The sequence below is a fragment of the Actinotalea alkalitolerans genome (assembly GCF_023369855.1).
Classification (GTDB): Bacteria; Actinomycetota; Actinomycetes; order Actinomycetales; family Cellulomonadaceae; genus Actinotalea.
Window position 1 is genome coordinate 172830 of record NZ_JAMBPP010000004.1, and the last position, 24318, is coordinate 197147.

General features: G+C 72.5%; 22 protein-coding genes and 1 tRNA gene. 22 read left to right on the plus strand and 1 reads right to left on the minus strand.

The window, feature by feature from the left end:
* Positions 1–46 precede the first annotated feature (46 nt).
* From rpmA to M1R94_RS06055, 11 genes are all read left to right on the plus strand, one after another.
* Positions 47–304: a 50S ribosomal protein L27 gene (gene rpmA, locus M1R94_RS06005; protein WP_249380760.1), complete on the plus strand. Its 258-nt coding sequence runs from the start codon at positions 47–49 to the stop codon at positions 302–304.
* Between the two features lie 91 nt (positions 305–395).
* Positions 396–1919 carry a GTPase ObgE gene (gene obgE / locus M1R94_RS06010; RefSeq protein ID WP_249380761.1) on the plus strand — a complete coding sequence of 508 codons (1524 nt, stop codon included), beginning with the start codon at positions 396–398 and terminating at the stop codon, positions 1917–1919.
* Positions 1916–3043, plus strand: a complete 1128-nt coding sequence (proB, locus tag M1R94_RS06015; protein ID WP_249380762.1) for a glutamate 5-kinase — start codon at positions 1916–1918, stop codon at positions 3041–3043. Before obgE ends, proB begins: the two co-directional genes overlap by 4 nt.
* Before the next feature lie 15 nt (positions 3044–3058).
* A complete protein-coding gene (locus M1R94_RS06020; RefSeq protein WP_249380763.1) occupies positions 3059–4384 on the plus strand; it encodes a glutamate-5-semialdehyde dehydrogenase in 1326 nt (441 codons plus the stop codon).
* A 109-nt stretch (positions 4385–4493) separates the two neighbouring features.
* A complete protein-coding gene (locus M1R94_RS06025; protein ID WP_249380764.1) occupies positions 4494–4691 on the plus strand; it encodes a hypothetical protein in 198 nt (65 codons plus the stop codon).
* A gap of 22 nt (positions 4692–4713) precedes the next feature.
* Positions 4714–5316 carry a nicotinate-nucleotide adenylyltransferase gene (nadD, locus tag M1R94_RS06030; RefSeq protein ID WP_249380765.1) on the plus strand — a complete coding sequence of 201 codons (603 nt, stop codon included), beginning with the start codon at positions 4714–4716 and terminating at the stop codon, positions 5314–5316.
* Positions 5309–7165 carry a hypothetical protein gene (locus M1R94_RS06035; protein ID WP_249380766.1) on the plus strand — a complete coding sequence of 619 codons (1857 nt, stop codon included), beginning with the start codon at positions 5309–5311 and terminating at the stop codon, positions 7163–7165. The genes nadD and M1R94_RS06035 overlap by 8 nt, the downstream gene beginning before the upstream one ends.
* Complete coding sequence (rsfS, locus tag M1R94_RS06040) at positions 7165–7560, plus strand: ribosome silencing factor (protein ID WP_249380767.1); 396 nt, start codon at positions 7165–7167, stop codon at positions 7558–7560. The genes M1R94_RS06035 and rsfS overlap by 1 nt, the downstream gene beginning before the upstream one ends.
* Positions 7557–8255 carry a histidine phosphatase family protein gene (locus M1R94_RS06045; RefSeq protein WP_249380768.1) on the plus strand — a complete coding sequence of 233 codons (699 nt, stop codon included), beginning with the start codon at positions 7557–7559 and terminating at the stop codon, positions 8253–8255. Before rsfS ends, M1R94_RS06045 begins: the two co-directional genes overlap by 4 nt.
* 125 nt (positions 8256–8380) lie before the next feature.
* Positions 8381–8453 (plus strand) — tRNA-Ala (locus tag M1R94_RS06050).
* A gap of 94 nt (positions 8454–8547) precedes the next feature.
* Positions 8548–9051, plus strand: coding sequence for a DUF421 domain-containing protein (locus tag M1R94_RS06055; RefSeq protein WP_249380769.1), 504 nt, complete (start codon positions 8548–8550; stop codon positions 9049–9051).
* On the opposite strand, the gene M1R94_RS06060 is transcribed toward M1R94_RS06055, so the two are convergent.
* Positions 9028–9729: a hypothetical protein gene (locus tag M1R94_RS06060; RefSeq protein ID WP_249380770.1), complete on the minus strand. Its 702-nt coding sequence runs from the start codon at positions 9727–9729 to the stop codon at positions 9028–9030. The two genes, M1R94_RS06055 and M1R94_RS06060, sit on opposite strands and share 24 nt — an antisense overlap.
* Before the next feature lie 150 nt (positions 9730–9879).
* Here M1R94_RS06060 and M1R94_RS06065 point away from each other — a divergent pair, with 150 nt between their 5' ends.
* From M1R94_RS06065 to leuS, 11 genes are all read left to right on the plus strand, one after another.
* Positions 9880–12426: a hypothetical protein gene (locus tag M1R94_RS06065; protein ID WP_249380771.1), complete on the plus strand. Its 2547-nt coding sequence runs from the start codon at positions 9880–9882 to the stop codon at positions 12424–12426.
* 37 nt (positions 12427–12463) lie between these two features.
* A complete protein-coding gene (locus M1R94_RS06070) occupies positions 12464–13246 on the plus strand; it encodes an LLM class F420-dependent oxidoreductase (protein ID WP_249380772.1) in 783 nt (260 codons plus the stop codon).
* Between the two features lie 115 nt (positions 13247–13361).
* Positions 13362–15176 (plus strand): metallophosphoesterase family protein, encoded by a 1815-nt coding sequence (locus tag M1R94_RS06075; RefSeq protein WP_249380773.1) that lies wholly within the window; start codon positions 13362–13364, stop codon positions 15174–15176.
* A 105-nt stretch (positions 15177–15281) separates the two neighbouring features.
* Positions 15282–15908 (plus strand): copper resistance CopC family protein, encoded by a 627-nt coding sequence (locus M1R94_RS06080; protein ID WP_249380774.1) that lies wholly within the window; start codon positions 15282–15284, stop codon positions 15906–15908.
* Positions 15905–16651 carry a YceI family protein gene (locus tag M1R94_RS06085; protein ID WP_249380775.1) on the plus strand — a complete coding sequence of 249 codons (747 nt, stop codon included), beginning with the start codon at positions 15905–15907 and terminating at the stop codon, positions 16649–16651. The genes M1R94_RS06080 and M1R94_RS06085 overlap by 4 nt, the downstream gene beginning before the upstream one ends.
* 96 nt (positions 16652–16747) lie before the next feature.
* Entirely contained in the window at positions 16748–17686 is a 939-nt protein-coding gene (locus M1R94_RS06090) for a metal ABC transporter substrate-binding protein (protein ID WP_249380776.1), read from the plus strand.
* Positions 17683–18435 (plus strand): metal ABC transporter ATP-binding protein, encoded by a 753-nt coding sequence (locus M1R94_RS06095; protein ID WP_249380777.1) that lies wholly within the window; start codon positions 17683–17685, stop codon positions 18433–18435. The genes M1R94_RS06090 and M1R94_RS06095 overlap by 4 nt, the downstream gene beginning before the upstream one ends.
* Before the next feature lie 38 nt (positions 18436–18473).
* Complete coding sequence (locus tag M1R94_RS06100) at positions 18474–19382, plus strand: metal ABC transporter permease (protein WP_283253030.1); 909 nt, start codon at positions 18474–18476, stop codon at positions 19380–19382.
* Positions 19379–20008 (plus strand): metal-dependent transcriptional regulator, encoded by a 630-nt coding sequence (locus tag M1R94_RS06105; RefSeq protein WP_249380779.1) that lies wholly within the window; start codon positions 19379–19381, stop codon positions 20006–20008. Before M1R94_RS06100 ends, M1R94_RS06105 begins: the two co-directional genes overlap by 4 nt.
* 172 nt (positions 20009–20180) lie before the next feature.
* A complete protein-coding gene (locus M1R94_RS06110) occupies positions 20181–21287 on the plus strand; it encodes a fatty acid desaturase family protein (protein WP_249380780.1) in 1107 nt (368 codons plus the stop codon).
* A gap of 91 nt (positions 21288–21378) precedes the next feature.
* Positions 21379–24318 (plus strand): leucine--tRNA ligase, encoded by a 2940-nt coding sequence (gene leuS / locus M1R94_RS06115; protein ID WP_374109433.1) that lies wholly within the window; start codon positions 21379–21381, stop codon positions 24316–24318.

Genomic DNA, 24318 nt, shown 5'->3' on the forward strand with positions numbered 1-24318 from the left:
GTCCTGTTCCTCCCCAGTCTCCGCACAGCACGAAAGCAGGTCAGTCATGGCACACAAGAAGGGTGCGAGCTCCTCGCGGAACGGTCGCGACTCGAACTCGCAGCGCCTCGGCGTCAAGCGGTTCGGCGGTCAGGCCGTCAACGCGGGCGAGATCATCGTCCGTCAGCGGGGGACCCACTTCCACCCCGGCATCAACGTCGGACGCGGCGGGGACGACACGCTGTTCGCGCTGGCCGCCGGTGCGGTGCAGTTCGGTGTGCGCCGCGGCCGCAAGGTCATCGACATCGTGACGGCTGACGCCTGACCCGATCCTCTTGACGAAGGGGCGCACCGGCACCGGTGCGCCCCTTCGTCGTCCTCCAGCACGTCCCTGACCGTCGAGAAAGGAGCACCTCGTGGCCACTTTCGTCGACCGCGTCGTCCTGCACGCATCCGGCGGGGACGGCGGGCACGGTGTCGCCTCGATCCGCCGCGAGAAGTTCAAGCCCCTAGCAGGTCCGGACGGCGGCAACGGCGGCAGCGGGGGCAGCGTGATCCTCGAGGTCGACCCGCAGGTCACCACCTTGCTCGACTACCACCACTCGCCGCACCGCCACGCACCGTCGGGCACCCAGGGCATGGGCGACCACCGGTCCGGATCCACCGGCGCGGACCTCGTCCTGACCGTACCGGACGGCACGGTGGTGAAGTCCCTGGACGGGAAGGTGCTTGCCGACCTGGTCGGCGCCGGTGCTCGCTACGTCGTCGCGTCGGGCGGGCGTGGCGGGCTGGGCAACGCTGCCCTCGCCTCGCCCCGTCGCAAGGCCCCTGGGTTCGCGCTCCTGGGCGAGCCGGGGACCTCGCAGGACGTCCTGCTGGAGCTCAAGACGATCGCCGACGTCGCGCTCGTCGGCTACCCGAGCGCGGGAAAGTCGAGCCTCGTCGCGGCCATCTCCGCTGCGCGACCCAAGGTCGCCGAGTACCCGTTCACCACGCTGGTGCCCAACCTCGGCGTGGTGCAGGCGGGCTCGGCGCGCTACACGGTGGCCGACGTCCCCGGCCTGATCCCGGGTGCGAGCGAGGGCAAGGGACTGGGGCTGGAGTTCCTGCGCCACATCGAGCGGTGCGCCGTGATCGTCCACGTGCTGGACTGCGCGACCCTCGAGCCTGACCGCGACCCGATCAGCGACCTGGAGGTCATCGAGGCCGAGCTCGCCGCCTACGCCGGAGACCTGGGCATCACGGGCGGGAGGGTGCCCCTGACCGAGCGCCCCCGCATGGTCGTCCTGAACAAGGTGGACGTGCCCGAGGCTCGTGAGCTCGCCGAGCTCGTACGCCCCGACCTCGAGGCCCGCGGGCTGCGTGTCTTCGAGATCTCCGCGGTGAGCCACGAGGGGCTGCGTCCGTTGACGTTCGCGCTGGCCGAGATGGTGGCCAGGTCGCGCGCCGACGCGCCGGCCGACGCCCCGACCCGCACCGTCCTGCGTCCGCAGGCCGTGGACGACGCCGGGTTCACGGTGACCCGCCACGAGAGCGGTGGACGGGTCTGGTTCCAGGTGCTGGGCAGCAAGCCCGAGCGCTGGGTGCGCCAGACGCAGTTCTCGAACGACGAGGCCGTGGGCTACCTCGCGGACCGTCTGGCCCGTCTGGGTGTCGAGGAGAAGCTCTTCGCCGCGGGTGCGGTCGCCGGGGCCGAGGTCGTCATCGGGCCGGAGAGCGATGCCGTCGTCTTCGACTGGGAGCCCACTCTGCTGACCGGTTCGGAGCTGCTGGGCGGTCCCCGTGGTACCGACCTACGCCTGGACGACTCCTCGCGGCCGACCCGGACGGACAAGCGCAACGAGTACAAGGAGCGGATGGACGCCAAGGCCGAGGCCCGCGCGGAGCTGTGGACCGAGCGGCAGAGCGGGATCTGGACCGATCCGGAGAAGGAGCAGTGACGCTCGGGCGTCGAGGACTGGCCACCGCCCCCCGGGTCGTGGTCAAGGTCGGGTCCTCGTCGCTCACCGGTACGGACGGTCGGCTCGACGAGGACGCCCTGCGTGCGCTGGTCGACGTGCTGGCCGCACGGCGATCGGCCGGCGGCCAGGTGGTCCTGGTGACCTCGGGCGCGATCGCCGCAGGGCTGGGTCCGCTGGGCCTGACGAGTCGTCCTCGTGACCTCGCCACGGCCCAGGCGACGGCTTCGGTCGGCCAGGGCCTGCTCGTGGCGCGCTACACCGCGGCGTTCGCCGCGCACGACCTGCGGGTCGGTCAGGTGCTGCTGACCGCCGAGGACACCGTCCGGCGTGGTCACTACCGCAACGCCCAGCGCGCCCTGGACCGGCTCCTGGCACTCGGGGTGGTGCCGATCGTCAACGAGAACGACACGGTCGCCACCGACGAGATCCGCTTCGGTGACAACGATCGCCTCGCAGCCCTTGTCTCGCACCTGGTGCGGGCCGACGCGATGGTGCTGCTGACCGATGTCGACGGCCTGTACACCGGCCCGCCCTCGGCGCCGGGCTCTCGTCGTATCGAGACGGTGAACGGCCCGACCGACCTCGAGGGCGTCGTGGTCAGCGCGCGGGGGAGCGCGGTCGGCACCGGCGGCATGGTGACCAAGCTGGCGTCGGTCACCATCGCGACAGGCTCGGGCATCCCCGTCGTGCTCACCTCGGCCGCCCAGGCCGCCGAGGCGCTCGCGGGCCAGTCCGTCGGCACCTGGTTCGCCGCGACCGGTCGGCGGGTCTCGACGCGCATGCTGTGGCTCGCCCACGCGGCTCACGCCGAGGGCCGCCTGGTCCTGGACGACGGCGCGGTGCGGGCGGTCGTCGAGCGACGGACGTCTCTGCTGCCCGCCGGGATCACCGCGGTCGAGGGCTCGTTCGAGGCAGGGGACCCGGTCGAGCTGGTGTCGGCAGCGGGTCTCGTGGTCGCGCGCGGCCTGGTGGCCTTCGGCTCGGTCGAGCTGCCCGACCTGCTCGGCAGCTCGACCCACGAGCTGCGCGAGCGGCTCGGTGCCGGGTACGACCGCGAGGTCGTCCACCGCGACGACCTGGTGCTCGTGCGACCTCGCCGCTAGGCCTATCCTGCGGCCATGGAACCGACCGCACCCCACCATCCTGACCGTCCTGATCACGAACGCGACGCGGTCCCGGACGAGGTGCGCGATGCGGTGCTGGAGGTCGCACGTCGCGCGCAGGTCGCGGCACGCGAGCTCGCGTCCGCGACCCGCGCCACCAAGGACGCGGCCCTGCACGCCATGGCCGACCACCTCGTGGCCGCCTCGCCGGAGATCGTCATGGCGAACGCCGTCGACCTCGAGCGGGGCAGGGCCGCAGGTACCTCCGAAGGGCTGCTCGACAGGTTGGCCCTGACCCCGGACAGGGTCGCGGCCATCGCGGACGCGCTGCGAGAGCTCGCGGCGTTGCCCGACCCGGTCGGTGAGGTCGTCCGTGGGTCGACCCTGCCGAACGGGCTGCGGCTGCGTCAGGTCCGCGTGCCGATGGGTGTGGTCGGCATGATCTACGAGGCGCGGCCCAACGTCACTGCCGATGCTGCGGGGCTCGCCCTCAAGAGCGGCAACGCGGCCGTCCTGCGTGGAGGCTCGGCAGCCTCGGGCTCGAACACGGTGATCGTCAAGGTGCTCTCCGACGCACTGGTCTCGGTCGGCCTGCCGGCCGACGCGGTGCAGTCGATCGACGAGCACGGGCGTGCCGGTGCGGTGGCGCTCATGCACGCCCGCGGCCTGGTCGACCTGCTGGTCCCGCGGGGTGGGGCGGACCTGATCCGAACGGTCGTGCAGGAGGCGACCGTGCCGGTCGTCGAGACGGGGACGGGCAACTGCCACGTGTACGTGGACGCCTCGGCCGACCCCGCGGTCGCCCTCCCGATCGTGATGAACTCCAAGACCCACCGGGTCGGGGTGTGCAACGCCGCCGAGACGCTCCTGGTGCACACCGACGCAGCAGCGGGGTTCCTTCCGGGGGCGCTGCGCGCCCTGGCGGAGGCGGGGGTCGTGCTGCACGGCGACCCGCGGACGGCCGAGCTGGCACCGGTGGGGGTCGACGTCGTCCCGGCCACGGACGAGGACTGGGCGACCGAGTACCTGTCGCTGGACCTCGCGGTGCGGGTCGTGACCGACCTCGAGGCGGCGATCGAGCACATCCGGACCTGGTCCTCGGGTCACACCGAGGCGATCGTGACGCGTGATCTGGCCGCCTCCGAGCGGTTCGTCGCGGCCCTGGACTCCGCAGCGATCATGGTCAACGCCTCGACCCGGTTCACCGACGGAGCGCAGTTCGGCCTCGGGGCGGAGATCGGCATCTCGACGCAGAAGATGCACGCCCGAGGGCCGATGGGGCTGCCCGAGCTGACCACGACGAAGTGGATCGTCAACGGCGACGGACAGATCCGGACCTGACCTCGGCGGACGTCGTCCCAGAGCGAACATCCGGCCCACGGGTCACCCGTACGGTCCATGGCGTGGGCCTCGTCCCGTCGTCCGGACGTGCGACACTGGGAGCACCGCCGTGCCCCGTCGCGCACGCGGTGAGCCGAACCACCAGGAGGTCGATGTGCACGCTGCCCTGCTCGCTGCGGAGGAGTCGGCGGAGGCCGTTCAGCACCTTCCCATGGTGCCCGAGGCCTACGGCCTGGTCGCCTTCGGAGGACTGATGGTCCTGCTCGCCGTCACCTACGCGTTCCGGAGCGTCGGCGCACGCCACTGAACGACCAGGAGGACGACTGCGGATGACTGAGCACCGGGCCCGGATCGGGGTGATGGGCGGGACCTTCGACCCCGTCCACCACGGCCACCTGGTCGCCGCGAGCGAGTCCGCAGCCCGGTTCGCCCTGGACGAGGTGGTGTTCGTCCCGACCGGTCGACCGTCCACCAAGCAGCACCCGGGTGTCACGGCGGCGGAGCACCGGTACCTGATGACAGTCATCGCGACGGCGTCGAACCCTCGCTTCACGGTGAGCCGGGTGGACATCGATCGGCCGGGACTCACCTACACGGTCGACACCTTGACCGACCTCCGAGCGCAGCGCCCTGACGCGGACCTGTTCTTCATCACCGGGGCGGACGCCGTCGAGCAGATCCTGACCTGGAAGGATGCCGAGCGGCTCTGGGGCATGGCGCACTTCGTGGCGGTCACCCGTCCGGGTCACACCTTGAGCCTCGACGGGTTGCCGACCGAGGCTGTCAGCCTGCTGGAGGTCCCGGCGCTGGCGATCTCGTCGACCGACTGCCGTGAGAGGGTGCGGGCCGACAAGCCCGCCTGGTACCTGGTTCCGGACGGGGTCGTCCAGTACATCGCCAAGCATGGTCTCTATCGGGGTGAGGATGTCTGACCAGCAGGAGTGGGGGGAGCGCCGGCGCCGGCGCGAGACCGAGCGACTTCGCGCACTGGCGGACGCCGAGCAGCAGCAGGCGGCGTCCTCCTCGACGTCGGGCGCCGGGGCGCAGGCTGGAGACCCAGGAGCACCTTCGTACCCGGCCGCGCCGCCGGCGCTGCCGTCGCGTCCTCTCTCTCGCCGGGAGCTGCGCGAACGTGCCGAGGCCGCGGCGTCGCAGGCGAGCCCTGCGCAGGAGCCCGACCCCGGGCCTCGCGCGCCCGTCGAACGACCGACGGCACAGCGCACCGCACCGGAGCAGGCGACCGTGCAGCGCCCGGCGATGGAGCGACTCACGCCGGAGCGGCCGTGGACGGACCGGTCGCAGAGCGGGGTCGCCGATCGTGCCCCGACGGAGCAGGCGGCCCGCCCGACCTCTCGCCGTGCGCTCAGGGCCCCGACGGCGCCCGCGGCGGACCGGCGTGACGCGGGCGAACGGTTGACCCCTGGCGTCCAGCCCCCACCCGTGACCGGCGGGATCCGACGCGTGTCGCCCGCGGGCAACCTCTCGTCGGTCGAGTCGGTGGGTACGCCCGGCCAGGCGAGCGGGCCGGCGGCGGCAGCGCGTGAGGGGGACCGTGGTGGCGCCCAGCACGGTGCCTCCCACCCGGCAGCCCGGTCGGCGGTCGCCTTCTCCCCGCAGGCCAGGGCGCAGGCGGTCCGGGCACAGGCCGCTCGCGCCCAGGCCGAGCGTGAGCAGGCTGCCCGCGAGAACGCCGAGCGGGCACAGGCCCAACGCGTCGACATCCAGCGGGCCGGGGCGGAGCGGGCCGAGGCAGAGCGCCTCCAGGCCGAGCGACTCCGGGTCGAGCGCGTCCAGCGCGCACAGCGGTCCGCAGGGCAGCGCGCCGAGCCGGACGGTGACGCCGCCGGTGGGCACGACCGCTCTGCTCGGCTCGGGGGTGCGCACCCCCAGCACCCCGACGTCCGACGCGCAGAGCCCCCGGTCGATCCGAGGAAGACATGGACCGGCCGGCAGGGGACCGAGGACCGTCCCGCGGCCCCGCGGGGGGGCGAGCGCCCGGGTGCGGCGCCGGCGATCCCGGGGCAGCGTCCCGCACCGTCCGAGCCGACCGACGGCGCCGGTGTCGCCACCCCGGAACCTGCGCCGACCTCGCGCCGTTTCGCCGTTCCCGGAGCACCTCCGGGCGGCTCGCGCCCGGCGCCCGGCGGTCGTTCGAGCTCAGCCGGGGTGCGCCCCGCAGCCTCGGGAGCCGCGTTCAGTACCGGGAGCCCGGGGCCGACTCCCGTCGCGGCCCCCGCGGTGGCCCGACCGACACCCGGCATGTCCAGCACCTCGGGTGCCGGGGTCCCGGCCGCGACCCGGTGGGACACCGCGACTGGGGCGTCGTGGATGCCGACAGCGCCGTCCGCGACGGACCGGACCACCCGGGACGGCGCGACGGGCCGGCTCCAGCCCGTCGTCCTGGTCCCCGCCGACGCCACTCCCCGGGTCGGTGAGACCCTCGGTGTCCTCAGCATGCCCGACCCCGACCCGCCGACGCCGGACTGGCCGACGGTCGAGCCGGCCACGACGAGCGGCCCGGTCTTCCCGACGCTGCCGGCCCAGCGCCCCACGCAGGGCGACCACGACGACGAGCAGGAGGTGCACGAGGACGACACCTCCGGGCGCCGCCACCCGTACACGTGGTTCCACATGCTCGCGCTGATCGTGGTGGCCTTCGTCCTGGGCATGCTGATCTTCATGCTCATCCTGCGGGACTCACCTCCCACGGCTGCTCCGACCGATGCGACGGCGGCGGCGATCCTCGCCCTCGACGTGACCGACCAACGAACTGGGGACTAGTGCCAGCCACCGAACGCGCTCTCGACATCGCCCTCGCAGCCGCCCGGGCGGCCTCCGCGCTCAAGGCCGACGAGATCATCGCCCTGGATGTCAGCGAGAGGCTCGTCCTGACCGATGTCTTCCTGATCGCCTCGGCGAGCAACGAGCGTCAGGTCTCCGCGATCGTCGACGCCGTCGAGGAGGCGCTGCGAAAGAAGGACGTCAAGGCCATCCGGCGGGAAGGACTGCGCGAGGCTCGCTGGGTCCTGCTGGACTTCGGCGACGTCGTCGTGCACGTGCAGCACTCGGACGATCGTGTCTACTACGCCCTCGAGCGCCTGTGGGCGGACTGCCCTGTCATCGACCTCCCCGAGGACGCGCGAGGCGGCGACGGGTCGGTGGAGCCTTCCGAGTGACCGCGGGGACGGTGCTGCTCTGGCGGCACGGGCGGACGGCGTTCAACGCCCAGGCCCGGCTCCAGGGCCAGGTCGACATCGAGCTCGACGAGGTCGGCCGGTGGCAGGCCTCCGAGGCCGCCGCCGAGCTCGCCCGCCGGGTGCGGCCCGACCGGATCGTCGCGTCCGACCTCGTGCGTGCGGCCGGTACGGCACGGGCGCTGGCGCAGGTGACGGGGCTTGAGGTCCACCTCGACCCGAGGCTGCGCGAGCGCAACTTCGGCGCCTGGGAGGGTCTGACGGGTCCCGAGATCGCCGAGCGGTGGCCCGAGCAGTACGCGGCGTGGCGGTCGGGGAACGACCCCGAGCGCACCGGTGCCGAGAGTCGCGCGCAGGTGGCCGAGCGGATGGCCTCTGCCGTGATCGCGCACAGCGCCGACCTGTCCGAGGACCAGACCCTCGCCGTGGTCTCGCACGGTGCGGCGATCACGCTGGGCATCACGACCCTGCTGGGCCTCGACCCGCACGGCTGGCGCGGGGTCGTGGGCCTGCACAACGCGCACTGGGCGGTGCTGCACGCGAGCACCGGCCACAGCGTGCCTGCCTGGCGACTCGGTGGGCACAACATCGGCCCGTCGGTCCACGTCAGCGACTGGAACGCGGGGCGTCGGTCGGAGTCGCTCCCGAGCAGCACCGAGGACGCGTTGCGGTCCTGACCTGAACCCGAGCCCGACGGGGTGACGTGACGGACCTCTCAGCGATCCGTCCGGGGTTGTGCACGGTGACGATTGGATCTGTCGCCCGACTTCCGCCTAGACTGCAGTTCGCCCTCCGGGGCAGCGGGGCTGTGGCGCAGCTGGTAGCGCACCTGCATGGCATGCAGGGGGTCAGGGGTTCGAGTCCCCTCAGCTCCACCGTACGAGCCGTCCTTCGGGGCGGCTCGTGGTGTTTCCAGGCTCGTCCTCGGGTGTACGTGCGGTGCGGTTGCTCGGGTGGTAGGCAGGGGCGATGTGGTTCGACACCTGGGCCGATCTCGGTCGTGTGCTCGCGGTGGGTTCGGCCGCGTACGTGACGCTCGTGCTGGTCCTGAGGTTCTCGGGCAAGCGCACCCTCTCGAAGCTCAACGCCTTCGACCTGGTCGTCACCGTGGCCCTGGGCTCGACCCTCGCGACGATCCTGCTCAGCGCGGACGTGTCCTGGGCAGAGGGTGCCGTGGCGCTGGTGCTCCTCGCCGTCCTGCAGCTGACGGTCTCGGCCACATCGGCCCGGATGCCGCGCGTGCGCTCCGCGGTCACGGCCCGACCCACCGTGCTGCTGCGTGACGGGGAGCCGCTCCAGAGCGCGCTCCGCAGGCAGCGGATCACCCTCGACGAGCTGCGGCAGGCTGCCCGCAGCACCGGTGTCGGCGGGCTGGACCAGGTCTGGGCGATCGTCCTGGAGAGCGACGGCACCCTGAGCGTGATCACCCGGTCGCAGCGGGGGGACGGCTCAGCCCTCGACGGACTGGCGTAGCGCCGACGCGCGGCGGTCAGGTCCTGCCCTGCCCGGGTGATCCAGGAAGTACGCGCCCACGGCGCCCGCCAGGGTCGCGAAGACCGCGACCGAGTACACCGCGAGCACCACTTCGAGGACGCGGCCGAACCCGTCCTGCGCGCCCCACGCCTGCCCCGTGACGGTGGCGAGCGCAGCAGAGTGCAGGGCGTCGCCATACGCCTCGTCGGGGCCCAGGAGGAACAGCAGCTGGCTGCTGGACAGCACGACCACCCCGGTGACCACGGCCAACCAGCCGATCCGGCCGGTGAGCAGACGGCCCGCCGAGCGGGAACCACGGACAGCGCTGGTCAGCACACCACCGACGCGGGCGACGCGCGTCAGACGCAGCAGGCTGATGGCTCTCGCGAACCTCAGGAACGGCACTGCGAGGAAGAGAACCTGCCACCAGTTGCGGCGCCAGAAGAGCCGCTGGTCCTTGGCGATGTACGCGCGCAGTGCCAGCTCGGCGACGAAGACCGACCAGAGCACCCAGCCGACCACCGCGAGGATGCTCGTGAGCCGGGGCCCCGTCGCGAGGTTCTGACCGAGCACCACGAAGAGCAGCACCAGGCCAAGGGCTCCCATCGGGGTGTCCAGGCGCCGAGCCAGTGCATCGGCCTCGCTCAGGTCTCGGCGTGGCGCGCTCTCGTCCACCATGCCTCCTCGTGCTGTCGTCGGGTTCTGGCACCCCACCCTCGTACGAGCGGCCAGGTTCCGCGAGGCCGCCACCGGGTCGCGTTCCTCGCGCTGCGGGCTAGCGTGGGAGCACGGCGAGGTCAGGGGGCGGGCGACATGGGATCGCGTGCGGTGCCGAGGTGGTCGGCCCGTCGGGTGCTCGAGCTGCGGATCCACGGCGTCGACAACGCCGCCCCGCACACCACCCTGGACCTGGGAGCCCGGGACGTCGAGCGGGTCGCAGGCGACGAGCTGGGCAGCTTCTGGCGTCCCACCCGGCGGGCCTTGCTCAGGACGGGCCCCGACCACCCGGGTCATGTCCCGCCCGGGGTGATCCGCGAGGTGTACTCGTGGGGTGGTCTGTCCCGCACGACGCCGCTCGCGGGGACCGGGGCACCTACTCCGGCCCAGGCCCTCGTGGGTGGGTTCGTCCGCCTGGGCTGGGCACTCATGCTGCCGTTCGGTCTGCTCAACGTGGCGTTCTGGAGTCGTCGTCTGGAGCCCGGAGGCCAGGCGAGCGGTTGGCAGGACGGGGTCGGCGCCGCAGCGACGCGTCTCTTCGCGCTCCTGCTCACCCTGCTCCTGGTCTCGACGGTCGGGGTGGTCGCCCTGGACCTGCTGGCGACGCAGTGCTTCGCGGGCGGGCAGCTCGCGTGCGAGCGCGTCCCGGGTGGCCTCGAGGCGCTCGCGTCGGCGACGCACGGTCAGCGCCTTGCGGTGGCGGGCCTGGTACCGGTCGCCGTGCTGGGCCTGGTCGCTCTGCTGTCGATGGTCTCCCGCACCCGGTACGAGCAGCTCGTGACCGTGCCGTCAGGTGGCGGCGCCAGGTCGCAGCCGCCGCTCGCCACGCACGGGTTCTGGTCGAGCGCGTGCCTCACCGCGGCGACGGCACGCCTGCACCTCGCCGGAGGGCTCTTCCTGGTGGTGCTGTCCACCGCATGGCACCAGGTGGTGGTGGCGGTCCACGGCTGCACGGCCGGTGCGGTCCTCGTCTGCGGGGTGGGCGTGCTCTCCTCTCCCTCGGCGGTGCCCTTCGGCCTGACCGCGGCTCTCGCGCTCGCGGGCCTGCTCGTGGTGGGGGTGGTGGTGGCCTCGCGTGCCTCGTGCCACCTGGCACGTCCCGGCGGGGCCGGTGCACGTGGGGTGGAGCGGCGGGCGAGCGTCGTCCTGGCGTTCGGCTCGCTGCTGATCGTCGCCCAGACCGTGCTCCTGGTCGTCGTGCCGCACGACGTGGGCGACACCGCGTTGCAGGGCTCCGCCGGCGTCCCGGTCGTGCTGACGGTGGCGATGCTCGGGATCGCGGTCCCGGCGTTGCGGTGGCGCGGAAGGGCGGGCCGCCGTCACGAGGCCTGGGGTGGTCGGGCACCGGGCGTCGTGCTGATCCTCGCCCTGGGCTCGGCTCTCGCCCTGTCCAGCCTCGTGGTCGTCGCAGCGGGCGACTGGCTCAACGGGCGCCGACCGGCGGGGGACCTGGCGCGCCAGGGCGACTCCCTCCTGGTGGTCCCACCGGTGCTGCTGTGGTTCGGGGTGGCCGCGCTGGTGGCCCTGGTCGGCGTCGGTGCGGTCGTCGGAGTCGCTGCGGCCCGTACCGCCCGCACCCTCGAGCCGGCGGGCAGCCTGGTCGATGCGGGCGCGGGGCCCGCGGCCGGGCGCAAGGGGGCTCGTGGCACCGCATCGTCGAGGTTCCTCGGGCGCGCGGGGGCTGGTGCGGCTCTCGGGCGGGCCCGACGTTCGGCTGCCCTCGCCCACCGCGCCGAACCCCTGCTGGGTGTCCTGGCGCTCGCCGTCGGGCTGAGCGTGGTCGTGGCGCTCGCGCTCGCGGCGACCGTCGGGCAGGGGGGCGACGGGCGACCCCTGGCGGGGGTCGCGGACCGTGCCGTGGCGGGAGCGAGCCTCCCGGGTCAGGTGGTGGGCGTGCTGGTCGACGTGGCGCTGTGGAGTGTCGGTGCGGTGGCGGCGCTGGTCGCGGTGTCGCTGGTCGGCGGGGTGATGATCGCCAGGAACCGCCCGCTGGGAGTGGTGTGGGACATCGTCTGCGTCCTGCCGCGTGCCGGGCACCCCTTCGGTCCTCCGTGCTACGCCGAGCGGGCGGTACCCGAGCTCGTCCATCGCTACGACGCCGCGCTGCGCGAGGGGTCGGGCAGCGGGAGGGTCGTGGTCAGCGCGCACAGCATGGGAGCCGTCCTGGCCGTCGCGAGCGTCATCGCGGCCCGGGTCGAGCTGGGGGCCGCTGCGGTGCGGCGCCTGGCGCTGCTGACCTACGGCACCCAGCTCGGGCCCTGGGCCGGTCGGCTCCTGCCTGAGCTCGTCGGGCCGGCTGCGACCGGCGCCGCTCCCGTCCGAGGCGCCCGGCTCTTCGCGCCCGACCCCTGGACGGACCTCGATGTCGCTCGAGGGCGACCTCGCGCCGTCACGGCCTCAGACGACCGCACGTGGACCCTGGTGGGTCTGCTGAGCGGGCGTGCGGGGTTGCGCTGGGTCAACCTGTGGCGCCGCACCGACCCCCTCGGGCTTCCCGTCGAACCCCGGTGCACCGACGCGCCGGGGGTGCGAGGGGTCGACCGTGCCGCCGAAGAGGTCGAGACCAGCGGGTACCTGCCGGTGGTCGCCGGGCACGGGGGTTACCCGCGGACGGCGGCCTACCGGACCGCGATGGAGGATCTGCTCAGAACGTTCTAGGGTCGCGGTGCAGGGACCGACCACCACCGGAGCCGTCGTGAACCACCCCGTCCGAATCGGTGTGCAGATCCAGCCGCAGCATGCCGACTACTCCCAGATCCGCCGTGCGGTCGCCGCCGCCGAGGAGGCGGGGGTCGACGTGTGCTTCAACTGGGACCACTTCTTCCCGCTGCACGGCGAGGCCGACGGCAAGCACTTCGAGTGCTGGACGATGCTCGCCGCGTGGGCCGAGGCCACCGAACGGGTCGAGATCGGCGCGCTGGTCTCGTGCAACAGCTACCGCAATCCCGAGCTCCTGGCCGACATGGCCCGGACCGTCGACCACATCAGCGGGGGACGACTGATCCTGGGCATCGGCTCGGGGTGGTTCGAGAGGGACTACGACGAGTACGGCTACGAGTTCGGGACGGCCGGGAGCCGGCTCGACGACCTGGCTCGGGCGATGCCGCGGATCCGGGCCCGGTGGGCGGCGCTCAACCCCGCACCCACCCGGGAGATCCCCGTGCTGATCGGGGGCGGGGGTGAGCGCAAGACCCTGCGGATCGTGGCCGAGCACGCCACCACGTGGCACAGCTTCGGGGACCTGGCCACCTTCACCCGCAAGAGCTCGGTCCTGGACGACTGGTGCGCGCAGGTGGGACGGGACCCCCACGAGATCGAGCGGTCCGTCGGCACCGGGGCGATGAGTTCCCCGGGGCCTGCGGCCGAGGCCTTCCGCCAGGCCGGCGTCGGGCTGTTCACGGTCGACGTGTCCGGGCCCGTCTACGACCTCGGGCCGCTGCGCGAGTGGATCGCGTGGCGTGATGAGGTCAACGCCTGAGAGAGCCGGCTGGCGGTCGGGTCGCCCGGTGTTCGCCCAGAGCGAACATGCCTGAGGGTTCGTGCCCCTGCCGAGCGGTGCCCGCCGGACGATAGGAGAGGGGAGGAGGACGGTCATGGAACAGCCAGCGGATCGCCGCCCGTCGGGCTCGGCCGGTCTCGGCCATCGCCTTGCCCGGTGGCTGCTCGTCGTCCTGGCGGTGCTGGTCCCCGCGGCGCTCTTCGGTGTGACCACCGCGCGGGCCGAGGCATCCCTCGGCCCGCACCTGGCGCGGTACGAGGTCACCACCGACCACCTGGTGACCGTCGACCTCGGACCGTTGGGCACGCTCGTCATCGACTCGCCACTCCCGTTGACGCTCGGCGCCCGGGTGGTGGTCCAGGAGATCCCCCGTGACGTGACCGCGGTCGAGCAGGCCGACACGCTCGCCGCGCTCGGGACCGACCTGGAGAGCTACGTGCAGTTCTTCAGCGGTCCGCAGGCTGCGCTGGACGTCGCCGTGCGCGCACTGGTGACCGATGCTGTCCGCCGCACCGTCCTGGCAGCTCTCGCCGTCGCGATCGGTGCCGGGCTGGTGCGCGTACTGCTGGGCCGTGCACGACGTGAGGAGCTGGAGGCGAGACTCGCCCCTCACCGTCGTGACACGGTCCTGGCCACCGGCATCGTCCTGGTCCTCGCTGCCACGGTCACTTCGAGCGACCGAGCCGAGCCGAGGCTGCCCGACGGCGCCCTGGCCTCGCGGGTGTTCGACGACACCCCGCTGGAAGGTGCGCGCCTGACCGGTCGGCTCGCCGGCGTCATCGACACCTACGGCGGCTACGTCGTGGAGGCGTACCTGGACAACGAGACCTTCTACGACCAGGCCAGGAGCAACCTCCAGGTCGCGTGGGAGGCGCGTGCTGCCGCAGATGCCGAGCTCGGCGCCCTGCGCGCCGCGATCCGCGACGGGAGCCCCCTCCCCGCCCCGAGCCCGCCCCCTCCCGCGACCGGCGAGCAGGACGAGGTGGACGGCCCGACGCCCGCACCGACGTCGAGCCCGAGCCCGACCCAGGGTGCGGAGGACGGAGACGACGACGCCGTGCCTCGGCAGGAGGCAGGAGCGCAGGGGACCGGCGCGGCGGAGGGCGACCAGGCGGTCGAGGCCTCCGACGGCCCTGAGGTCGAGCCGGTGACCCTGCTGGTCGTCTCCGACCTGCACTGCAACGTGGGGATGGCACGCGTCATCCGGGAGGCTGCCGAGCTCGGGGAGGTCGACGTGATCCTCAACGCGGGCGACACCACCGTCAACGGCACCGCGGTCGAGTCCTACTGCATCACCGCCTTCGCGGGCGCGGTCCCGCCGGGGGTGACGATGGTCGTCTCGGACGGCAACCACGACAGCGTCGAGACCTCGGCGCAGGAGCGCCGCGCGGGGATGACCGTCCTGGACGGGAAGGTCGTCGAGGTCGCCGGCCTGCGCATCCTGGGCGACAGCGACCCGAACGCCACCCGCATCGGTATCGGGACGAGCCCCGTCGGCGACGAGTCCGCAGGCCAGATGGGACGCCGGCTCGCCGAGGCCGCGTGCGCCGATCCCGACGGCGTCGACCTGCTCCTGGTGCACACCCCCTCGGTCGGGAGCTACCCGCTCGGTACGGGATGCGTCCCGGCGCAGGTCTCCGGGCACGCCCACCGCAGGATCGGACCGGTGTCCATGGGCGAGGGGGTGCGGTACGTGAGCTCGAGCACCGCGGGAGCGGCACACGGGCAGCCGACGGTGGGTCCGCTCAACGGCATCGCCGAGATGACGATCCTGAGGTTCGACCCGCAGAGCAGGCGCTTCCTGGACTACCGCCTGATCCGGGTCCACCCGGACGCCGCGGTGGACGTCGGCCTCGCACTGCGCTGGCCCGGGACCTCCGACCCGTGGCTGCGCCGCGGCATCCGGTGAGCACCGTCGTGCCTGGACGTCGCACCCAGGTACAGCGCGTACCGTGTCCTGACACCGGGTGGGACGAGCGACCGCCCTTGACCTTCCGTGACCGCAAGGAGCTCCGTGCGTCAGCGTCCGGCCGGGGGCCGTCGTCCCCTCCGCCTCCTGTGGTCGGTGCTCGTCGGAGCGTCGGCCCTGATCATCGTCCTCGCCGGCCCGTCCGCGGCTCATGACGTCCTCGAGTCGAGCGTCCCGGCGGCCGGCGCGGTCCTGACGGAGCAGCCGACCCAGGTGCTGCTCACGTACTCCGCGCAGCAGCTCGACCTCGGCGCGGGCGTGCAGGTGACCGGTGCGGACGGTGCGGGGTGGGCCGACGGCGACGTGGTCATCGCGGACCGCACGCTGACCCAGCCCCTGCGCGAAGGGATGCCCGCGGGCGTCTACACCGTGCAGTGGAGGTCGGTCTCGAGCGACGGTCACGCGATCGACGGTGACTTCACCTTCACCCTCGACCTCCCTGCGCCGACGGTCGAGGAGCCCGCCCCGACACCCGAGACGCAGGCGGGGACGGACGCCCAGGCCCCGGCGCCGACGCAGGAGCCCGAGCAGGAGACGATCTCACCGGTGGTCCCGGGCACCCCTGACGGGCCGTCGACCATGAGCCCGCTCCTGGTCGTCGGTCTCGTGCTGGGTGCGAGCGCGGCCGCGGTCACCGTCCTGGTGCTGCTGCGACGCAAGGGTGAGCGGTGAGTACCCAGGAGACCCCCGAGCGGCGGACGGGGGAGCCTGCACCGGTCGACCATCGCCATGCCTGGCGGTGGGTCGCGACCGTGATCGGCGTCCTGGTCCTGGGCATGGTGGCCGGGCCCTGGGCCTATGCCCGCTGGATCGCCCCGGACGCGCCCGGACCGTTCGCGCTCAGCACACCAGCTCCTGTCGAGGAGACCGAGGCACCGGTCGACGATCCTGACGACGACGTCGTCGAGGGGACATGGGTGGTGGGGGAGGGCTCGCAGGCCGGCTACCGGCTCGCCGAGGTGCTCTCGGGGCAGCCGGTCACCGTGGTGGGCCGTGGCAGCGAGGTCAGCGGCACCGTGGTCGTCGCCGGCGGGCAGCTGGTCGAGGCCCAGATCGTCGTCGGGGTCGCCTCGATCTCGACCGACGAGTCGGCGCGTGACGCCTACTTCCGCCGCGCGCTGGACACCAGCACGTACCCGGAGTCGACCTTCGTCCTGGACACGCCGGTGGACCTGGGCCCGCTGGCGTCGCAGGGGACCGCCGTCGAGCTGCAGGCCGTGGGGACGTTGACGCTGCGTGGTGTCGCCCGGCAGGTCACCGCGAGCCTGGAGGTCCAGCGCACCGCCGACGGCGTCGAGGTCGCGGGCCAGGTCCCGCTGACCCTGGCGGATCACGGTCTGACCGCACCGGACCTGGGTTCGGTCACGGTCGAGCCGACCGGCTCGGTCGAGCTGCACCTGCTGCTCACGCGCTGAGCACCGCGACGGCTGCTCCGTCCGCGCGGCCACCCGTATCTTCGGGTGTCCGAACTTTCGTTTGCCCCGGGAGCACGGGCAGGGTAGACAGACCCCATGCTCAGGCGCCGGCTCGCCAGTCTGCTGGTTCTCGCCGGCTGCGCCTCGGTCGGCTGCAGCGCCTCGGTGGACGCTGCGGAGCCGTCCGCCTCCCGCTCCTCGGCGGTGCCCGTGGTGCTGACCACCTTCACCGTCCTGGCCGACATGGTGCAGGTGGTGGGAGGACCGCAGGTGCAGGTCGAGTCCCTCCTCGAGGTGGGACGGGAGGTGCACGGGTACGAGCCCACCCCGGCGGACCTGCGGCGCGCCGCGGGGGCCGATCTCCTGATCGCGAACGGACTGGGGCTCGAGGGGTGGCTCGACGGCCTCCTCGCGCCCCTCGACCTTCCTCGGGTGACCCTGACCGACAGGATCGAGCCGATCCTCGTGCGGTCCGGGGAGTACGAGGGACTGGCGAACCCCCACGCATGGATGTCACCGGTGGTCGGCCAGCAGTACGTCGAGGCGATCGCCGACGCCCTCGCGACGCTCGCCCCCCGTCACAGCCGGCTCTTCGCCGAGCGGGCCGAGGCGTACTCGGTGACCCTCGACGAGCTCCATGACCAGACGGTCGAGCGGCTCGCGACGGTGCCGACGAGTGCGCGGGTCCTGGTCACCTGCGAGGGTGCCTTCTCCTACCTGGCCCGTGACGCCGGTCTCGAGGAGGTCTACCTGTGGGCGGTCAACGCCGACCGGCAGGGAACCCCCCGGCAGGTGGCGGACGCGATCACGACGGTGCGTGACCGCGGCGTCCCCGCGGTGTTCTGCGAGTCGACCGTCTCCTCGACCGGGCAGGAGCAGGTCGCCCGCGAGTCGGGCGCCACCTTCGGTGGCGTGCTGTACGTGGACTCGCTGTCCGAGGCGGACGGCCCCGTCCCCACCTACCTGGACCTGCTGCGCCACGACGTCGAGGTCATCGTCGCAGGCCTGACCCGGTCCCAGGAGGTGGTGGGGTGACCCCGGCGCTCCAGGTTCGCGGGCTGACCGTGCGCTATCGCGAGGTGCTGGCCCTGGACGACGTCCATCTCGCCGTGGCGCCCGGAGAGGCCTGCGGGCTGGTCGGGATGAACGGCTCGGGCAAGTCGACCCTCTTCAGGGCGGTGCTCGGACTGGTCCCCACGAGCCGCGGCGACGTCGAGGTGCTGGGTGGGTCCCCGCAGCACGCCCGGGCTCGGGGAGAGGTGGGCTACGTCCCCCAGACCGACGACGTCGACCGGGACTTCCCGGTCAGCGTGGCCGACGTCGTGCTCATGGGTCGCTACCACCTGATGGGGTGGCGCAGGCGTCCGCGCGCGGCGGACCACGCCGCGGTCGAGGCAGCCCTGGACCGGGTTCGGCTCACCGAGCTCGCGGGCCGGCAGATCGGCCGGCTCTCCGGGGGGCAGCGCCAACGAGTGCTGCTGGCACGCGCCCTGGCCCAGCAGGCCCGGGTGCTGCTGCTCGACGAGCCGTTCACCGGGGTCGACGCCGCGTCCGAGGCCGCGGTGAGCAGCGTCCTGCGCGAGCTCGTCGCCGACGGCTGCAGCGTGCTGCTCTCGACCCACGACCTGGCGACGCTGCCCGACCTGTGCGAGCGGTCGGTGCTGCTGCACCGGCGTGTGCTCGCCGAGGGACCGACGGCTCAGGTGCTCACCCCGGAGAACCTCGCGCTCGCCTTCGGCCTGGGTACGCCCGGGAGCGCCCGGAGGGGGACGGGAGCACGGTGAACCTCGACCTGGTGACCGAGGCGTTCGGGTTCGCCTTCATGCAGAGGGCCCTGCTCGTGACCGTCGTCGCGAGCATCGTGTGCGCGCTGCTGAGCTGCTGGCTGGTCCTGATCGGGTGGTCGCTGATGGGCGACGCCGTCTCCCACGCGGTGCTCCCGGGAGTCGTCCTGTCCTACCTGTTCGGTCTGCCCTTCGCCGTCGGGGCGTTCGTCTTCGGGATCGGTGCCGTGGCGTTGATCGGCACGGTGCGCGAGACCACCCGGCTCAAGGAGGACGCCGCCATCGGCGTGGTCTTCACCACGGTCTTCGCGTTCGGGGTCGTGCTGGTCTCGGTCACCCCGAGCCAGGTCGACCTGTCCCACATCCTGTTCGGGAACGTGCTGGGTGTCTCGGACGTCGACATCGTCCAGGTGCTCGTCCTGGGTGCGGTGGCCTTCGCGGTGCTCGTCCTGCTCCGTCGCGACCTGACGCTGTACTCGTTCGACCGCGTGCACGCGCACGTCATCGGCCTGCGGGCGCGGCGGACCGGCGCGATCCTGCTGGGACTCCTCGCACTCACCGTGGTCGTGGCGCTCCAGGCCGTGGGCGTGGTGCTCGCGGTCGCGATGCTGATCACCCCGGGAGCGACCGCCTTCCTGCTGACCGACCGGATCTCCCGGATGCTGCTGATCGCCCCGACCATCGCCGTGGCGTGCGCGGTCGTCGGCATCTGGGCGAGCTACGCGCTCGACGCTGCGAGCGCGGGTCTGGTGGTGGTGTGCCAGGGGCTCGCCTTCACCCTGGCCTACCTGTTCTCGCCGACCCAGGGGCTGCTGCGGCGGCACGGTGCGCTCAGGGCGGGTGGGCGCGGCCGGCAGCGGGCTCCCCTCTCCCTCACCGCCGCGGAGGGCACCGGGGTGGGTTCCGTGCTGCCGAGCGCGGAGACCGACGGGACACGGGCTCCGTGAGCTCGGCTCCACGAGCGGAACCGAGCCGCGCGGGCCAGGACTGCCTCAAGGCGATCTGGTCGGCTCAGGAGTGGACCTCCGCACCGGTCGCCACCTCCCAGGTGGCCGAGCGGCTCGGTGTCGGCGCACCGACCGTCTCGGAGACCGTGCAGCGGCTGGTCGGGCAGGGGCTCGTGGAGCACCGACGCTACGGTCCGGTCACGTTGACCCCGGCAGGGCGGGTGGTGGCCCTGAGGATGGTGCGGCGGCACCGACTGATCGAGACGTGGCTGGTCGAGCACCTCGGGTACGGCTGGGACGAGGTGCACGACGAGGCCGAGGTGCTCGAGCACGCGGTGTCCGACCTGTTCGTGGAACGGCTCGACGCGCTCCTCGGCCGACCCGTCCGTGACCCGCACGGCGACCCCGTCCCGTCGGCCGACGGACAGGTCGTGCTGCCGGACGCCGTGCCGCTGGCCGGCCTCGCCCCCGGGCAGCGCGGCACGGTGGCACGGGTCTCGGACGCCGACCCGGCGGTCCTGCGCGAGTGCAGGGCGGCGGGGATCGGGCTCGACGTGGTCGTCACCGCGCCCACCGACCTGTCCCTCGCGGCACAGCAGGCCGTCCGGGTCGTGCCGCAGGACTAGTCGTTCCGGCCCGGCGGGTATTGCCCTCCCATGAAGCGTGCATAGTCGCCGACCGCAGGTTACGCTTGCGTAGGTTCGTCGAACCGGATGTGCTGCCGACGGCACGCGTCACCCCCACAGCTAGTCCCACGAGCACCCCACGGCTAGCCCTGACAGAGTGGAAACGCACCGTATGGAAGCCAGCACCGCTTCGCACGACTCTGCCTCCTCGACCGTCACCAGGACCAGTCCGCGCGAGCGGCAGGTGAGCGAGTTCACCGCCCTGACCCGGACGGTCCAGGAAGCCGGTCTGATGCGTCGTCGGTACGGCTACTACTGGACCCGGTTCGTGGTGCTGACAGCGCTGCTGGCCAGCATCGGCGTCGCGTTCGTGCTGATCGGGGACTCATGGTGGCAGCTCGCGCTGGCCGCGGTGCTCGCCCTGGTGCTGGGGCAGGTCATGTTCCTCGGGCACGACGCCGCGCACCGGCAGATCTTCTCCTCGGGCAAGTGGAACGACTGGGCCAGTCTCGTCCTGGCCAATCTCTACGCGGGGATGAGCTACGGCTGGTGGCAGCACAAGCACAGCCGTCACCACGCCAAGCCCAACCAGATCGGTGCTGACGGCGACATCGACAACGGTGTCCTGGTCTTCACCACCGACAGCCTTCCCGCCGCACGGACCGGGCTCGCCGGCTGGTTCGCGCAGCGCCAGGGATGGCTGTTCTTCCCGTTGCTCCTCCTCGAGGGCCTGAACCTGCACATCTCGGGGGTCAAGACGATCTTCGGTCGAGGTGAGGTCAAGCGCCGTCCGATCGAGATCGCGTTCGTGACCCTGCGCCTCGGGGGCTATCTCGGTCTGGTGTTCTGGCTGCTCCCGGTCGGGATGGCGTTCGCCTTCATCGGGGTCCAGCTCGCCCTGTTCGGCCTGTACATGGGCGCTGTCTTCGCCCCCAACCACAAGGGCATGCCGATCGTCCCCCCGGACGCCAAGATCGACTTCCTGCGCCGTCAGGTGCTGATGAGCCGCAACGTCAAGGGTGGCCCGGTCGTCGACGAGTTCATGGGTGGGCTGAACTACCAGATCGAGCACCACCTCTTCCCCAACATGGCCCGCCCCCACCTGCGTGAGGTCCAGCCCATCGTGCGCGAGTTCTGCGCCTCTCGGGGGATCTCGTACACCGAGACCACCATGGTGAAGTCGTACGGCATCGTGATCCGCTACCTCAACAGGGTGGGACTGGCAGCTCGCGACCCGTTCCAGTGCCCGTTGACGGCGGAGTACCGCTCGGCGCGCTGATCCCCCTGCCGGGCAGCCCCGGACACCTGCCTCGGCCCAGGTCCACCACGGACCTGGGCCGACGTGCGTCCACCGACGGTAGCCTGGGCGGGTGCAGACGCAGGACGCCCAGACGGCCACCGACCCATCGACCCCGCACGTACCGGCAGCGACCGAGGCCGGCGGGGGCCCGCCCCTCTCGCCCTTCCGCTACACCGCGGACCTCGCGGCGCAGATCGAGCTCCGCTGGCAGGACCGTTGGGACGAGCGCGGCACGTTCCACACGCCCAACCCGTCCGGCCCGCTCACCGATGCTGCGGGGGAGCACGCGGACTCCGGGTCGCCGTCCTTCTTCATCATGGACATGTTCCCGTACCCCTCCGGCGCCGGGCTCCACGTGGGCCACCCGCTGGGCTACATCGCGACCGACGTGGTGGGACGCCACCGGCGCATGTGCGGCGACAACGTGCTGCACGCCCTGGGCTACGACGCGTTCGGACTGCCTGCCGAGCAGTACGCCGTCCAGACCGGCCAGCACCCCCGGGTGACCACCGAGGCGAACATCGCCACGATGCGCCGTCAGCTGCGCAGGCTCGGACTGGCCCACGACCCCCGGCGCACCTTCGCGACCACGGACTCCGACTACGTCCGCTGGACGCAGTGGATCTTCCTGCAGGTCTTCGGCTCCTGGTACGACGCGCAGGCCCCGCGCCCCGACGGCGGCACGGGTCGCGCGCGCCCGGTGAGCGAGCTGGTCGAGCAGTACGAGCAGGGCCTGCGGGCGACGCCCGACGGGCGTCCGTGGTCCGAGCTGGACGACGTCGAGCGTCGACGCGTCGTCGACGCCCAGCGGCTGGCCTACATGTCCGAGACCCCGGTCAACTGGTGCCCAGGTCTGGGCACCGTGCTGGCGAACGAGGAGGTCACGGTCGACGGGCGCTCCGAGCGCGGCAACTACCCGGTGTTCAGGCGGAGCCTGCGGCAGTGGAACATGCGGATCACCGCCTACGCCGACCGTCTGGCCGACGACCTCGACCTGATCGACTGGCCGGACAAGGTCCGTGCGATGCAGCGCAACTGGATCGGACGGTCCGAGGGCGCGCAGGTGACGTTCGAGGTGATCGGTGGGGCCGAGCTGGGGGTCTTCACGACCCGCCCGGACACCTTGTTCGGCGCGACCTTCATGGTCGTCGCCCCGGAGCACCCGCTGCTGGACGAGGTGCCGCCGGCCTGGCCCGACGGCACCCACAGCACGTGGACCGTCGGGCACGCGACGCCGATCGCGGCCGTCGCGGCCTACCGGGCGGAGGCCGCCGGCAGGTCGGCCGTGGAGCGGCAGGCCGACACCTCCAAGTCCGGGGTGTTCACCGGGCACCTGGCGATCAACCCGGTCGACGGTCGACCGATCCCGGTCTTCACCGCCGACTACGTGCTGATGGGCTACGGGACGGGCGCCATCATGGCCGTGCCCGGTGGGGACGAGCGGGACTTCGCCTTCGCCCAGGCGTTCGAGCTACCGGTGGTGCACACCGTGGCCCCTCCCGAGGGTTTCGAGGGCGGTGCCTGGACCGGGGACGGGTTGGTCGTCAACTCCACCTCGGCCGAGCTGTCCCTGGACGGCCTGGACGTGGCCACAGCCAAGGCCACCGTCGTGGAGTGGCTCGAGGCCCGAGGGCTGGGCACCGGTACGGTCACCTACCGGCTGCGGGACTGGCTCTTCAGCCGGCAGCGGTACTGGGGCGAGCCCTTCCCGATCGTCTACGACGAGCACGACCTGCCGATCGCGCTGCCCGACGAGCTGCTGCCGGTGGACCTGCCCGAGGTCCCGGACTACTCCCCGCGGACCTTCGCGCCCGACGACGCCCAGTCCACCCCCGAACCCCCTCTGGGACGCAACGAGGAGTGGGTCTCGGTGACGCTGGACCTGGGGGACGGGCCCCGGACCTACCGCCGCGACACCAACACGATGCCCAACTGGGCCGGCTCCTGCTGGTACTACCTGAACTACCTGGACCCGTCCCGGCGCGACGTGGTCGTCGACGCCGAGCTCGAGCGGTACTGGATGGGTCCAGGTCACAACGCGCAGACCGGGCCGAGCGGCGGGGTGGACCTGTACGTGGGTGGCGTCGAGCACGCCGTCCTGCACCTGCTCTACGCCCGGTTCTGGCACAAGGTGCTCTACGACCTGGGGCACGTCTCGAGCGTCGAACCGTTCCGGACGCTGTTCAACCAGGGCTACATCCAGGCCTACGCCTACGCCGACGCGCGTGGCCAGTACGTCCCGGCGGCTGAGGTCGTGGAGGACCAGGGCGTCGCGAGCGGGTACTCGTGGCAGGGCCAAGAGGTCTTCCGCGAGTACGGCAAGATCGGCAAGTCGCTCAAGAACAGCGTGACCCCCGACGAGATCTACGAGGCGTACGGTGCCGACACCTTCCGGCTCTACGAGATGTCCATGGGTCCGCTGGACCTGTCGCGACCGTGGGAGACCCGCGCGGTGGTCGGTTCGCAGCGCTTCCTCCAGCGGCTGTGGCGCAACGTGGTCGACGAGACCACCGGTGAGGTCACGGTCGTCGACGCCGAGCCGGACCTCGCCACGGCCCGCCTGCTGCACCGGACCATCGACGAGGTCCGGACCGAGATGGACGGCATGCGGTTCAACACCGCCATCGCCCGCCTCATCGTCCTGAACAACCATCTGACCTCGTTGGCGCAGGTCCCGCGCACGGTCGCCGAGCGGCTCGTGCTGATGGTCGCCCCGCTCGCGCCGCACATCGCCGAGGAGCTCTGGGAGCTGCTCGGACACCCGCAGAGCCTCGTCCGCGAGCCGTACCCGGTCGCCGACCCGGCGCTGCTGGTCCAGGAGACCGTGACGTGCGTCGTGCAGGTCCAGGGCAAGGTGCGCGACCGGATCGAGGTCTCGCCCGACATCGACCCCGACGAGCTCCGCGCCCTCGCCCTGGCGACACCGGGCGTCCAGCGCTCGCTGGACGGCCGAGGGATCCGCACCGTGATCGTGCGGGCACCCAAGCTCGTCAACGTGGTCCCGGACTAG

Coding starts and splice junctions, on each gene's coding strand:
- rpmA (WP_249380760.1), top strand. CDS start 47: ATGGCACACAAGAAGGGTGCGAGCTCCTCGCGGAACGGTCGCGACTCG.
- M1R94_RS06020 (WP_249380763.1), top strand. CDS start 3,059: ATGGAACCGACCGCACCCCACCATCCTGACCGTCCTGATCACGAACGC.
- nadD (WP_249380765.1), top strand. CDS start 4,714: ATGACTGAGCACCGGGCCCGGATCGGGGTGATGGGCGGGACCTTCGAC.
- M1R94_RS06035 (WP_249380766.1), top strand. CDS start 5,309: ATGTCTGACCAGCAGGAGTGGGGGGAGCGCCGGCGCCGGCGCGAGACC.
- M1R94_RS06055 (WP_249380769.1), top strand. CDS start 8,548: ATGTGGTTCGACACCTGGGCCGATCTCGGTCGTGTGCTCGCGGTGGGT.
- M1R94_RS06060 (WP_249380770.1), bottom strand. CDS start 9,729: ATGGTGGACGAGAGCGCGCCACGCCGAGACCTGAGCGAGGCCGATGCA.
- M1R94_RS06075 (WP_249380773.1), top strand. CDS start 13,362: ATGGAACAGCCAGCGGATCGCCGCCCGTCGGGCTCGGCCGGTCTCGGC.
- M1R94_RS06090 (WP_249380776.1), top strand. CDS start 16,748: ATGCTCAGGCGCCGGCTCGCCAGTCTGCTGGTTCTCGCCGGCTGCGCC.
- M1R94_RS06100 (WP_283253030.1), top strand. CDS start 18,474: ATGCAGAGGGCCCTGCTCGTGACCGTCGTCGCGAGCATCGTGTGCGCG.
- M1R94_RS06110 (WP_249380780.1), top strand. CDS start 20,181: ATGGAAGCCAGCACCGCTTCGCACGACTCTGCCTCCTCGACCGTCACC.